Below are 12,127 nucleotides of genomic sequence, written 5' to 3'. Positions count from 1 at the left end.
GGAACGGTCTAGTCATCATTCACATACCATGGCCCTGGACCTTTTTCGGAAACGTAGTGAGGCCAATGGTAGGCATAAGGCCCCGTGTCTCACTTTAGCTCAATCACCACCATGTCGATGTCCTTATCGCTGAGGTTCGTCACCTCGTGTGATTGAGCCTCCATGTAGATGGCCTTGCCTGACCCCAGCTCCATGGTGTCTTCCTTTCCGGAAGGATAGGTCAATTTGACCACGCCCCCGTTCAATACATACACTACATGATCTGGATGTGAGTGCATGGGGGCCTTGTCGCCCGCAGGTATGTGTGCGCTCAACACGCGTACCCGAGCGTTGTCCACCAAAACCCCCGGTGGGTTCATCGCGATATTGGTTACTTCTGGTATCTCTTTCTTGTCCTGCGTCGATCTCAATGTGTCACCTCCGATGCAGTCCTTGGTGCTGCCTGACTGTATTCTTCATCGTTGAGTACTAATAGGTTGCCACGTGGCCAATGTGGCCCCCGAGAGCGATCCTCATTCGCGACGTCCGATCGATATTTTCAAGACAGCCCCCATGCTCACTTCGTCCCTGGATGCCATCGCTCCATATGTCGGGCGTGGGTCTCCAGGTACGCTCCGGGCTTGAACTTGGCATCATAGAACTCCAGGTCCAGGTGGTGCGCTTGCAGGTACATCATGGCCCATATCGTAGGCACCGTCCCCGGGAACTTGCCGAACGTGTCCAGGATGTACTGGCACATGAGGCTCACACACTCCCGGAACTCCGTGGAATGCCTTTGGGCCGAGCCCCGGACCAATGGGCTTTCTCTCCACGGTCCGGGCGTATCGCGGTGGAACGGTCCGCCCCCGTTGAACTTACGCGAGATCACTTTGTCGACCGCCTCCCTCATGTCCTTGCAGTGCGGGGGGCAGGCGCCTTCGAAATGCCCCTCCAGTCCAGTAGGGTTGGGGAGAGGCCACCGGGGATCGGTATCGAATCGGAATCCCAGTCCCGGGACGTCCGGATCGCCGCTCGCGCCCAGTACGCTGAAGGGGTTGATGCCGTCGAACATCCAACCGCCCAGGCCCATGGCCTGGAGCTGCAGCATCCCTGCATAGCACGACGTTCCGATCTCCACCGACGCCTCCGTGACCACCTGGGTCTCCAGGAAGGAGAGGGGGTACGTTTTGTCCAGGTAGATGATATCGGAGAATCTACTAAGTTCCGGCACCTGCGTATGGTTTATGTCGTCGTAGATTCCCATTCCGTTCTTCACAAGGTAGCAGAGACCGAGTATCATATGCTGGGCCAGGTCCGCCACCGGTATCACCAGAAGGCTCCCCGGCCGGTTGACGCACCAGTGGTTGTGCGATTCTATATGGGCTTCCACAGGCGGTAGTTGGAGGCGGCCGTCACTGATCTTCTCAACAGACGGCAGGTAACCCTTGAACGCATCCGGGGCGCACCTATCGGCATCAACGGTGGGCGGTTCGGTCTCCGACACCCGAACCCCACCATAATACACCGTCGTTCGTTCAGGATGGTCATCATCACCTGCCCTGGCGCAGGTCTCCTCGATCCTGTCAAGAGGCGGCCCGTCACGTGATGGCATGTGGTAAATGCCGTCATCATCGGTGTAGAACACCTCGCTGGTATGGAAGCCCGCGGCCGAGGGGAAGGTCCTCCCCCAGGCCGAGCCCGAGTAGTTCGGCAGGAAGGGCGCGTACTGGGGGTTGTGGGAGATCATGTAATGCCATCCGGTGATGCCGCTGACCGCCGACAGCACCATCTCCTTCTCGATGCCCTCCAACGGAAGTGGTGGTTTGGAGGAGCAGTAGCGCAGCATGCCATCAGGTATCTCGGCCCCGAGGGAGAAGCGGCGGGCCCTTCGGCCCTGAAGGGCATCGTTCAGAGGGAACCTGAGCGCATCGTCAAGTCCAGGAGGTAGAGGATTGCTCATGGTTAGGAGTTGGAACGCCCATGAGTTATCCCTTGCGGTCGCATCAGCAACATTTATCCATGATATGCCATCTCCCTTTTAGCGAGAGGCGAGGACATGCACTACGTTTACTTCATTGGAACTGCCGGAAGCGGCAAGAGCTCTCTGGTCCAGGCGTTCAGTGAGTGGCTGGACGTAAATGGGATCAGCAGCATCATCGTCAACCTGGACCCCGGCGCGGACTTCATCCCCTATGAGGCCGACGTGGACATCAGGGACTGGATCCACCTGGACGAGATCATGGCAGAGTACTCGCTGGGTCCCAATGGAGCTCAGATCGTGGCCTCGGACCTGATGGCGGTGAACGCCAAGGAGTGGGTGCCGGTGATAAAGTCCATGGAATCCGACTACTGCCTCATCGACACCCCCGGGCAGATGGAGTTGTTCGCCTTCCGCCAGTCCTCCAACGCCCTGGTGGAGGAGCTGGGTCGGGAGGACAGCATCCTGGTGTTCCTTTCGGACCCTACCCTGGCGCGCACCCCTAATGGGTTCATTTCCGATATGATGCTCTGCGGGATCACCCAGTTCCGGTTCTCCCTCCCCATACTCAACGTCCTCTCGAAGTCGGACCTGCTCAAGGAAGAGGAGCTGGAGGAGCTCTCCATATGGTCACGGGACGCTTATGCTCTCTATAATGCCCTAACCGAGAAGGATATGTCATCCCAGGCGATCATCAGCGCCGAGTTCCTGAAGGCGATGGAGAACGTGGGCATGTACAAGGAGCTGACCCCCGTGTCCGCTATGGAGGGTACGGGCATGGAGGACATCTACAACACGGTCCAGCAGTACTTCGAGGGCGGAGAGGACGCAGGGTCCCGACCCTCTTTAGAGTAGGGCTTCGCCGGCCTGAGAGAAGTTCTGCTGGTCAGCGGCCACCAGTTGGAAGGTCACCTTCAGCTTGCCCCTGTCCACGAAGACCAAGGAGTCATAGAGCATGGAGCGGTAGACCGGCCTCTCCCTTCCCCGGGCATCATAGCGATAGGATACCTTGGCCACGAGCCCCTTCTTCTCCAGAACGCGCAGTCGGGAGAACACATGCGCTATCGGTACCCCTGTTACCTTGCATATCTCTAGTGCTGAGAGCGGACGGTTCAGAACTGCCAACAGGATCTTTGCTGACTTCTCGTCCACAAAGACCTTGGCAGCTCCCATGACCTTCATCGTACATTGACTAGATAACAGGCTATATAACAGGTTAGACGTCAGTCCGCTATACTGATTATCAGGCACAAGAATATTTTTTCAAGCGGAAAAGAGAAGACAAAAAGATAGAATTAAAAGAAGGTTGGAAAAGGGTTTTTATGCGAACATCACACCGGATTCCACGATCTTCGACGCTTCGTTATCCAGGACCTTAATGATAGCCCTCTCGAAGTCGCTCATGCTGATGTGGTCGCGGTTGTCGCGGATGGCGAACATGCCGGCCTCGGTGCAGATGGCCTTGAGGTCCGCGCCCGTGGCGCCATCGGCCTTCATGGCCAGCTCGGAAAGGGTGATGTTCTCGTCGATGGCCATCTTCTTGGTGTGGATCTTGAGGATCTCCAGTCTGCCCTCGTAACCGGGGATGGGGATCTCTATGATCCTGTCGAACCTACCTGGTCTCAGGAGCGCCTCGTCGAGGATGTCCGGACGGTTGGTGGCCCCGATGATCTTGACCTCCCCGATAGGGTTGAAGCCGTCCAGCTCCGACAGGAGCTGCATCAGGGTCCTCTGGACCTCGCGGTCGCCGCTGGTAGCGACCTCCAGCCTCTTGGCGCCGATGGAATCAAGCTCGTCGATGAACACGATGCTGGGGGCCTTCTCCTTGGCCAGCTCGAACAGCTCGCGGACAAGCCTGGCACCCTCACCGATGTACTTCTGCACCAGCTCGGAACCCACGAAGCGTATGAATGTAGCGTTGGTCTGGTGCGCCACGGCCTTGGCTAGCAGGGTCTTACCCGTTCCGGGGGGACCGACCAGCAGGACTCCCTTAGGAGGCTCGATACCGACCTTCTTATACAGCTCAGGCCGGAGCAGGGGGTCCTCCACGGCCTCCCTGACCTCTAGGATCTGCTCCTCCAGGCCACCGATCTCCCCGTAGGAGATCTCCGGCTTCTCGATTATCTCTGCACCGATGACGATCGGGTCTAGGGAGGGAGGCAGAACGCCCATGACCGCCAGGGTTTGCTTGTTGAGAGCGACCCTCGCGCCCACGATAAGATCCTCGCTGGGAACGTACTCGGAGGTAGATACGATGAAGTCCGGGCCTGTGGAGCTCTTAACGATGACCCTTCCGTCGGCGAGAACATCCTTGATGGCGCCGATAATTAGAGGAGGGGACTTAAGTCTCTCCATCTCCGCCCTCATGCGCTTGAGCTCCTTCTGCAGTCGGAAGAGCTCGCTCTCGACATAGCGCTTCTCTCCCTCTACCCGTCTTATTTCCTCCAGGAGCTCGCCGTTACGCCTCTCGAGGACCTCGATCTTGTCCCTCATCTCGGTCACAAGCTCTTCCAGCTGGGGTTCTTTCAACATGTCACCTCGGCAACGCTTAATTAAGGCCTTAGCTATAAGACCGTTTCGCCTATAAAGCCGATGGAGCCAGACAGGTAGGGCGGTCGTTTATCAGGCCGAGCGGGCTTTTACCCGTCGATGTGAATATAGTGTGCATTGTGATTTATAAAATTATTCATAAAATTCCCATGCTCCGTACGGTCACGTTCAGTATCAAAAAAGAGTTCACTCAGCACGAGAATAAAATATATTCCAGAACATTTAATTGAACCTTCTTCATTTCCAAAAAACGCTTTTTGGGTGGTTCTCAACTCCCGTTCTTCAAAGATGTTATATCATCGTTGAATTATTGCGAACTGAACGATCATGTTGTGCGAGATGTGCGGTAAGGAATCAGATTTCACCAAGACGATTTTCGTGGAAGGTACCAAGCTCACAGTCTGCAAGGAGTGCTCCCGCTTTGGGGAGAGCCCGGACGGAAAGGGCGGGGGGGCGAAGCGGGGAACCACCGTCGCCCCCAGCCGCACCATGGTGACCGAGAGGCTGGAGGCTCGGGAGCGCAGGATGCGTACCCGGTCCATCTACTCCGACGAGGAGACCACGGACCTCATACCGGAGTACTCCAAGGTCATCCGCGAGGCCCGGGCCGCCCGGGATTGGAAGCAGGAGGACCTTGCGGCCAAGCTGAACGAGAGGGCAAGCGTCATTGCCAAGCTGGAGAACGGGACCATGCGGCCGAACGACGCCCTCTTGAAGAAGCTCGAGCACGAGCTGGGGGTGAAGCTCACGGAGAAAGTGTCGGTGGTGAAGCCAGAGGGTGGCCGCTCTACGGGCAAGACCCTCACCCTGGGCGATATGATCAAGAAGAAATGAGCCTCACCGGCTCAGTATCTCTTTTTTTACCGGTTCCAGGTAAGAGGTAACATCGATGCCCAGGTCCCTGGCGACCAGCACCGCGGCGACCTCCACGTCAACTCCCAGGCGCTCCTGGGTGCGGTTGATGCGTGCCACCGCGTCCCGCTTCTTCAGCCCGCCCTTGTCGGAGATGAGCTGCACCAGCTGCGCGAAGATGGAGATCTCCTCCTTCTCCGCGCTCAACACCGCCTTGGTGGGTCGGAAGGACAGGGACGCCTCGATGTCCTTGATGTCGAAGTTGGGCTTGAGGAACTCCTCCGTGCGGACAAGGAGCCCCTTCTTGACGGATACGTCCAGGAGCATCTGTGCCTCCTTGGGCGTGAACCACCGGTAGTCGAAGGAGACCGTCAGCATGAACTCGGTCTCGGTCATCACGTTCTTGCCCTTGCGCTTGAAGAGCACAGCCAGACAGGTCTCCAGTTCACCCATTGTCTTCCCTCCGCCAACAAGGGGACTTACAATGCCAGGAGATATATCCATCTTTCCTTACATGCAAGCCGCTCAGAAGTCCTTCCAGCGCTGACGGTGGTTGAACACGGGTTTCTCGATCTCCATGATAGCCGGTGGCTGAAAGCTCCTCTCCCGTATCTCATCGTAACGGGCAAGATCGCAGGTCCTATTGTAGGAGAGGTGCATGAGGTAGATGAACCACAACAGGTAGGCCAGAGTAATAACGACGACTGAAGGCCAATATACCAGGTACATAAGGGCCACGCTCGCTACCATGATGAGGCCCAGACATGACGCGGTGGCGACATAATGGCTCACCGTCCTCTCCACCCCCTCCTTCACTCCCAGGTTGGAGTAGTCCACCTTGGTCACCACGTTCAGGAGGTCCTTCTGCAGCAGATACCATATCAGCACCACCGAGCTGATCGCCAAGTAGTACAGGACCAGCCCTGGGAGCCCAGGTGTTATGGCCACCGCCATCACCAGGACCAGGAATGCGATGAAGGCGAGGAGGAGGGAGCGGGAGAGGGTGAACACCCTGCTCCCGGGCATGACCATCTTGTTGAAGGTCCGGGAGATCACTCCTGCCCCGTAGGTCATGAACCGCGGGGCTTTCCGGGCAACCCAGTCCGCAAGCGAAAAGGCCTTTCGTATGTATAGGGGACACAGAACGCTCATGATAAAGGTCACGGCCCCGGCGATCGGGTAAAGCTCCGCCCCCTTGGTGGCCCCCGCCGCCTGGCTCCCCACGCTGGCGTACATTATGGACTCTCCCCCTCGGGCGCTGAAGGAAGCTCCCACAGAGGTGGCGGCCCGCCGTCCGAAGCCCACGAGGTAGGCCAGTGCCGACATGATAAGGATCTCGTCGACGGTAATGAGCACCACCGCAATGACTATGATGACCCAGACCGAGCCGAACAACGATGGGTCTATCAGCATCCCGAAGGCCACAAAGAACATGGCCACGAAGGCATCCCGCAGCGGCACGATGATCCGCTCTGCCCGGAGGGTGATCTTGGACTCGGCGAAGGTCATGCCAATGAAGAACGCCCCTATCAGCGCCGGCACCCCGCACAGTTCGGCAAAGGCCGCCGACAGGCAGATAGCTCCCAGCATGAACAGGACGAACATCTCGTCGCTCTTCATCCTCTGCAGGCGGGCGATGACCCGCGGTACCACAACTGCAGCCATTATGATGAAGAACAGGAAGAACGCCCCCAATCCCATGAGCATGCTGGAGACCGTGAAGTCAGCGTCGGTGTGGATCACCAGGCCGCCCACGATGGTCAGGAAGAGCATGGAGATGAACTCCTCTAGGATGATCATGCCTAACAGGAACTCCGTCTCCGGCCTCTCCAAGCGCCCCAGCTCCATGAGGGTCTTCATGGCTACCGCCGAACAGCTCATGGCCAGCACCGAGGCCAGGAACAAGGTGTCGATGAGCGGCCATCCCAGGCCCGTCGCCAGCAGGATTCCGGTGAAAAGGTTCACGCCCACATCGATGATGGAGAGGATCACCGCAGGCCCCTTGACCCGTCTGATCTTGTCCAGGGAGAATTCCATGCCCACGAAGAAGATGAGGAGTATCAGCCCCAGCTCGGATATGGTCTCGATAAACTCCGTTTCCTGTATGATGCCATTGTAGGTGAAGTCCCCGATCTGGAAGTGAAGATAGGGGCCGATGATCACCCCTGCGGCGATGTATCCCAGGATAACGCTCTGTCTGGACCTCGAGGCGAGGAGGGCCCCGATGAAGGCCACCATCAAGATGAGCCCTATCTCCAGCATCAGACCGCTATATTCCATCTACATCGCCAGATAAGTGACGGACGGGCTGCTGAAGGGTCACCTATCGGTACCATCCAGCCGTGAGCGGAGGAGGTTCAACCTCGCCCGCGCGTAACCCGGCTCCAGTGCATCCCGTAATGAGTAACGTATAGCGGGTAAAATATGTTTCCCGCCGAGAGGCGAAATATGAAAAGTAGGCGTTTACACACCTTACCAAACCTGTCTCGGGAGCCAGCCCCTGACATCTGGCCAGTCATGATACTGTTTCTTCCCATGGAATACAAGGGGAGAACTGAACATACGCTATTCTTATATAGAAGAACAAACATTCAACGCAGGCTTAGCTAGACTTTAGCTTCGTATATGAAAGATTATTGGAGGTAAATGCATGGGAATGGGAAACACACCTATACTCATCCTCAAGGAGGGTACGAAGAGAGACCGGGGCAAGGACGCTCAGTACAACAACATCATGGCCGCTAGGGCCATCGCTGACGCAGTCCGCAGTACCTTGGGACCCCGTGGGATGGACAAGATGCTCGTAGACAGCCTGGGGGATGTAGTCATTACCAACGATGGCGTGACCATCCTCAAGGAGATCGACGTCGATCACCCCGCGGCCAAGATGCTCGTGGAGGTCGCCAAGACCCAGGACACCGAGGCCGGAGACGGTACCACCACCGCTGTGGTCTTGTCCGGTGAGCTCCTCAAGAAGGCCACCGACCTGATAGATTCTAACATTCACCCCACCATCATCGCGGGCGGCTACAGGCTTGCCTGTACCAAGGCCCAGGAGATCCTGGACGAGGTCGCGATGCCTATCGATGTCAAGGACAAGAAGGCCCTGAAGGTCGTTGCCGAGACCTCGATGATCTCCAAGTCCGTGAACGCCTCCCGTGAGTACCTCGCTGACCTTGCCGTGAAGGCGGTCACCGCGGTCGCCGAGCAGGAAGGCAAGAAGTGGAACGTGGACATGGACAACATCCAGATCGTGAAGAAGACCGGCGGGTCCACCGAGGACTCCGAGTTCATCCAGGGTATCATCCTGGACAAGGACCCGGTCCACCCCCAGATGCCCCGGAAGCTGGAGAAGGCCAAGATCGCCCTTCTCGACGTGGCCATCGAGGTCCAGAAGACCGAGGTCGACGCCAAGATCGAGATCACCGATCCCAGCCAGATGCATGCCTTCCTCGAGGAAGAGGAGAACATGCTCCGCAAAATGGTCAAGGCCATCAAGGAGGCCGGAGCCAACGCGGTGTTCTGCCAGAAGGGTATCGACGACCTTGCCCAGCACTTCCTGGCCAAGGAGAAGATCATGTCCCTCCGCCGTGTCAAGAAGTCCGATATGGAGAAGGTCGCCAAGGCCACCGGCGGCGTCATCATCACCAAGATCGAGGAGCTGACCGCTGATGAGCTGGGAAGCGCCGCTTTGATCGAGGTCCGCGCCATGGGCGAGGACGACATGACCTTCGTCACCGGCTGCAAGAACCCCAAGGCCGTGTCCCTGTTGCTGAGAGGCGGCACCCAGCATGTCGTCGATGAGGTCGAGAGGTCCCTGGATGACGCCATGAGCGTGGTCGCGGTCGCTATCGAGGACGGCAAGACCGTCACCGGCGGCGGAAGCTCCGCCGTGGAGATCGCCATGAGGCTCCGCGAGTACGCCGCTTCCATCGGAGGACGCGAGCAGATCGCCATCGACGCCTATGCTAGCGCCCTGGAGGTCATTCCCACCGCTCTCTCCGAGAACGCTGGCCTGGACCCCATCGACATCCTCATCAACATGAGGAAGGCCCACAAGGACGGCAAGGTCAACGCCGGTCTCAACGTCTACACCGGCAAGGTCGTGGACATGAAGGACCTGAAGGTCATCGAGCCCATCAGGGTCGGTCGCCAAGCCATCAACTCCGCCACCGATGCCGCGGTCCTCATTCTCAGGATCGACGACGTAATCGCCGCCAAGGGATACCACACCCCCGGCGGGGGCGCTCCTGACATGGGCGGAATGGGCGGAATGGACGAGGACTGAGAACTCATGGGGGTCGTCCCCCCACTCCAAACCCCTTAACATTTCTCAACAAACGACCCACGATCCAAGGACGGTGATGGGATGGAGAAGGCGCAAGGGTCAGAAGCGAACGGAAGCGGGTCCATTGACCCCGACCAGCAGCTGTCTTCGCTGCAAGAAGAGATCCAATCAGAGCGGAAAGAGAAGGAGCGCCAGGCGAAGCTGGCTGCAGAGTACCTGGACACCGCAAAGCGGGTCCAGGCGGAGTTTGACAATTACAAGAAGAGGACCCAGCGGGAGAAGGAGGACATCGTCAAGTACGCCAATCAGCGGCTTCTTTCCGACCTGCTCCTGGTGTTCGATGATTTCGAAAGGGCCCTGACCTCCCAATGCTCCGAGGAACAGCTGCGGGAAGGCATCCACAAGGTACGCGAAAACCTCGCCGCCCTGATGGCGGAGAACGGCCTGAAGGAGATACCCTGCGAGGGCAAGTTCGATCCAACCATCCATGAGGCATTGGCCGTGGGAGAGGGAGAGGATGGCAAGATCCTAGAAGTGTTCCAGAAAGGTTACTACCTCGGCGACAAGGTGCTGAGGTGTTCTAAGGTAATGGTAGCGAAGAGAATGGGTGATGACAATGGCTAAGATAATCGGCATAGATCTAGGTACCAGCAACTCAGCGGCCGCAGTGATGGAGGGCGGTAGGCCCACGATAATTCCCAGCGCGGAAGGGACCAGCATAGGCGGGAAGGCCTTTCCCTCATACGTGGCGTTCACGAAGGATGGTGAGCTCTTGGTGGGAGAGCCTGCCAGGAGGCAGGCGATCACCAACCCCGAGGGGACCATCGCCGCCGCCAAGAGGAGGATGGGGACGGACCACAAGTTCAAGGTCCATGGCAAGGAATACACGCCTCAGCAGATCTCCGCTTTCATCCTGCAAAAGATCAAGCGTGATGCCGAGGCCTTCCTCGGCGACACCGTGGACAGGGCGGTCATCACCGTACCCGCTTACTTCAACGACAACCAGAGGCAGGCCACCAAGGACGCAGGGGCCATAGCCGGCCTGGAGGTGGTGAGGATAATAAACGAGCCCACCGCCGCTGCTCTGGCTTACGGCCTGGACAACATCAAGCAGTCCCAGAAGATCATGGTCTTCGACCTCGGCGGGGGAACCCTGGATGTCACCATAATGGAGTTCTCCGAGGGCGTGTTCGAGGTCATATCCACATCCGGCGACACCCAGCTGGGGGGCACGGACATGGACCAGGCCCTGATCAACTTCGTGGTTGTGCAGTTCAACAAGGACACTGGTATCGATCTCACCAAGGACAAGATGGCCATGTGGAGGGTCCGTGAGGCCTCGGAGAAGGCCAAGATCGAGCTGTCCTCGACCATGTCCACAGAGATCAACCTCCCCTTCATAGCCGATCAGAACGGGCCCAAGCACCTGGCCATGAGCATCACCAGGGCCAAGCTTGAGGAGCTCATCAACCCGATAGTGGAACGGTGCCGGGCGCCCTTGACCAACGCCATGCGCGATGCCAAGCTCACCCCGGAGCAGATCAACAACATCATCCTTGTAGGTGGACCCACCCGCATGCCCATCGTCCAGAGGTTCGTGGAGAACGTGGTGGGCAAGAAGATCCAGAGGGGCATCGACCCCATGGAATGCGTGTCCATGGGTGCTGCCATCCAGGGAGCTGTACTTTCCGGAGAGGTCAAGGACATCCTTCTGCTGGACGTGACCCCCCTGTCCCTCAGCGTGGAGACCCTCGGCGGAATCGCTACCAAGCTAATCGAGCGAAACACCACCATACCCACCCGCAAATCGCAGGTCTTCTCCACCGCTGCCGACTACCAGCCCAGCGTGGAGATCCACATCGTTCAGGGAGAGAGGGAGATGGCCGCCGACAACGTGTCCCTGGGCAAGTTCCAGTTGACCGGCATACCGCCTGCGCCGAGAGGCGTTCCTCAGATCGAGGTCACCTACGACATCGACGCCAACGGCATCATCAGCGTGTCCGCCAAGGATCTGGGGACCGGCAAGGAGCAGAAGATCACCATAACCGCCACCAACAAGCTGTCCAAGGACGAGATCAACAACATGGTGAAGCAGGCCGAGCAGTTCTCCGAGGAAGACAAGAAGCGCAAGGAGAAGGTGGAGACCCTTAACCAGGCGGACACCCTGCTGTACACCACCGACAAGACCATCATCGAGCTGGGGGACAAGGTCACCGCCGAGGAGCGGGACAAGATCAAGCAGGCCAGTGACGAGCTGCGGGAGGTCCTGAAGTCCGATGACCTTGAGGCCATCAAGGCCAAGATGGACGCCCTAGTCAAGGAGATGTCCACGGTGTCCACGCGCATCTACCAGGCCGCGGCCGCGGAGCAGCAGGCCCAGCAGTCGCAGGCCCCACCCCCCGGGGACGATAAGAAGGACCAGGGCGGGAAGGGCGATTTCACGGACGCCGATTATCACATCGTCGACTGAGCCTCACGGA

At 58.3% G+C, this 12,127-nt stretch carries 11 protein-coding genes; 5 read left to right on the top strand and 6 right to left on the bottom strand.

Annotated elements, in window-relative coordinates; all coding sequences use genetic code 11:
- Positions 1-89: 89 nt before the first annotated feature.
- Both GXX95_07255 and GXX95_07250 read right to left on the bottom strand, forming a co-directional pair.
- Positions 90-410, bottom strand: coding sequence for a cupin domain-containing protein (locus GXX95_07255; protein ID NLT37939.1), 321 nt, complete (start codon positions 408-410; stop codon positions 90-92).
- Between the two features lie 146 nt (positions 411-556).
- Positions 557-1,939, bottom strand: a complete 1,383-nt coding sequence (locus tag GXX95_07250) for a hypothetical protein (protein NLT37938.1) — start codon at positions 1,937-1,939, stop codon at positions 557-559.
- Positions 1,940-2,035: 96 nt separating this feature from the next.
- Between GXX95_07250 and GXX95_07245 the strand changes: the two genes are divergently transcribed.
- Complete coding sequence (locus GXX95_07245; GenBank protein NLT37937.1) at positions 2,036-2,812, top strand: GTPase; 777 nt, start codon at positions 2,036-2,038, stop codon at positions 2,810-2,812.
- On the opposite strand, the gene GXX95_07240 is transcribed toward GXX95_07245, so the two are convergent.
- Together GXX95_07240 and GXX95_07235 are read right to left on the bottom strand one after the other, a co-directional pair.
- Positions 2,804-3,139: a winged helix-turn-helix transcriptional regulator gene (locus GXX95_07240; protein ID NLT37936.1), complete on the bottom strand. Its 336-nt coding sequence runs from the start codon at positions 3,137-3,139 to the stop codon at positions 2,804-2,806. The two genes, GXX95_07245 and GXX95_07240, sit on opposite strands and share 9 nt — an antisense overlap.
- Before the next feature lie 138 nt (positions 3,140-3,277).
- The gene (locus GXX95_07235; protein NLT37935.1) at positions 3,278-4,450 is read right to left on the bottom strand and encodes a proteasome-activating nucleotidase; all 1,173 of its coding nucleotides are present in this window, start codon (positions 4,448-4,450) and stop codon (positions 3,278-3,280) included.
- A 384-nt stretch (positions 4,451-4,834) separates the two neighbouring features.
- Here GXX95_07235 and GXX95_07230 point away from each other — a divergent pair, with 384 nt between their 5' ends.
- Positions 4,835-5,341 carry a TIGR00270 family protein gene (locus GXX95_07230; GenBank protein ID NLT37934.1) on the top strand — a complete coding sequence of 169 codons (507 nt, stop codon included), beginning with the start codon at positions 4,835-4,837 and terminating at the stop codon, positions 5,339-5,341.
- A gap of 3 nt (positions 5,342-5,344) precedes the next feature.
- On the opposite strand, the gene GXX95_07225 is transcribed toward GXX95_07230, so the two are convergent.
- Positions 5,345-5,812: a DUF2240 family protein gene (locus tag GXX95_07225; protein ID NLT37933.1), complete on the bottom strand. Its 468-nt coding sequence runs from the start codon at positions 5,810-5,812 to the stop codon at positions 5,345-5,347.
- Between the two features lie 72 nt (positions 5,813-5,884).
- On the bottom strand, positions 5,885-7,639 hold the full coding sequence (locus GXX95_07220) for a cation:proton antiporter (protein ID NLT37932.1): 1,755 nt from the start codon (positions 7,637-7,639) through the stop codon (positions 5,885-5,887).
- Positions 7,640-8,015: 376 nt separating this feature from the next.
- On the opposite strand from GXX95_07220, the gene GXX95_07215 reads away from it, so the two are divergent.
- The 3 genes from GXX95_07215 to dnaK all read left to right on the top strand — a co-directional run bounded on the left by GXX95_07215 (position 8,016) and on the right by dnaK (position 12,117).
- Positions 8,016-9,647, top strand: coding sequence for a thermosome subunit (locus GXX95_07215; GenBank protein ID NLT37931.1), 1,632 nt, complete (start codon positions 8,016-8,018; stop codon positions 9,645-9,647).
- Positions 9,648-9,728: 81 nt separating this feature from the next.
- Entirely contained in the window at positions 9,729-10,271 is a 543-nt protein-coding gene (locus tag GXX95_07210; GenBank protein NLT37930.1) for a nucleotide exchange factor GrpE, read from the top strand.
- Complete coding sequence (gene dnaK / locus GXX95_07205; GenBank protein ID NLT37929.1) at positions 10,264-12,117, top strand: molecular chaperone DnaK; 1,854 nt, start codon at positions 10,264-10,266, stop codon at positions 12,115-12,117. Before GXX95_07210 ends, dnaK begins: the two co-directional genes overlap by 8 nt.
- The last annotated feature ends 10 nt before the right edge of the window (positions 12,118-12,127 follow it).

Source organism: Methanomassiliicoccus sp., from assembly GCA_012719175.1.
Taxonomy (GTDB): domain Archaea; phylum Thermoplasmatota; class Thermoplasmata; order Methanomassiliicoccales; family Methanomassiliicoccaceae; genus UBA6.
Note: the sequence above shows the minus strand (reverse complement) of the source record. Positions and strands in the feature narration are given on the sequence as shown.

What these genes read in the sequence shown, in the direction of transcription:
- dnaK (NLT37929.1), top strand. Translation starts at nt 10,264, where the DNA reads ATGGCTAAGATAATCGGCATAGATCTAGGTACCAGCAACTCAGCGGCC.
- GXX95_07240 (NLT37936.1), bottom strand. Translation starts at nt 3,139, where the DNA reads ATGAAGGTCATGGGAGCTGCCAAGGTCTTTGTGGACGAGAAGTCAGCA.
- GXX95_07215 (NLT37931.1), top strand. Translation starts at nt 8,016, where the DNA reads ATGGGAAACACACCTATACTCATCCTCAAGGAGGGTACGAAGAGAGAC.
- GXX95_07225 (NLT37933.1), bottom strand. Translation starts at nt 5,812, where the DNA reads ATGGGTGAACTGGAGACCTGTCTGGCTGTGCTCTTCAAGCGCAAGGGC.
- GXX95_07250 (NLT37938.1), bottom strand. Translation starts at nt 1,939, where the DNA reads ATGAGCAATCCTCTACCTCCTGGACTTGACGATGCGCTCAGGTTCCCT.
- GXX95_07230 (NLT37934.1), top strand. Translation starts at nt 4,835, where the DNA reads ATGTTGTGCGAGATGTGCGGTAAGGAATCAGATTTCACCAAGACGATT.
- GXX95_07210 (NLT37930.1), top strand. Translation starts at nt 9,729, where the DNA reads ATGGAGAAGGCGCAAGGGTCAGAAGCGAACGGAAGCGGGTCCATTGAC.
- GXX95_07220 (NLT37932.1), bottom strand. Translation starts at nt 7,639, where the DNA reads ATGGAATATAGCGGTCTGATGCTGGAGATAGGGCTCATCTTGATGGTG.
- GXX95_07235 (NLT37935.1), bottom strand. Translation starts at nt 4,450, where the DNA reads ATGAGGGACAAGATCGAGGTCCTCGAGAGGCGTAACGGCGAGCTCCTG.
- GXX95_07245 (NLT37937.1), top strand. Translation starts at nt 2,036, where the DNA reads ATGCACTACGTTTACTTCATTGGAACTGCCGGAAGCGGCAAGAGCTCT.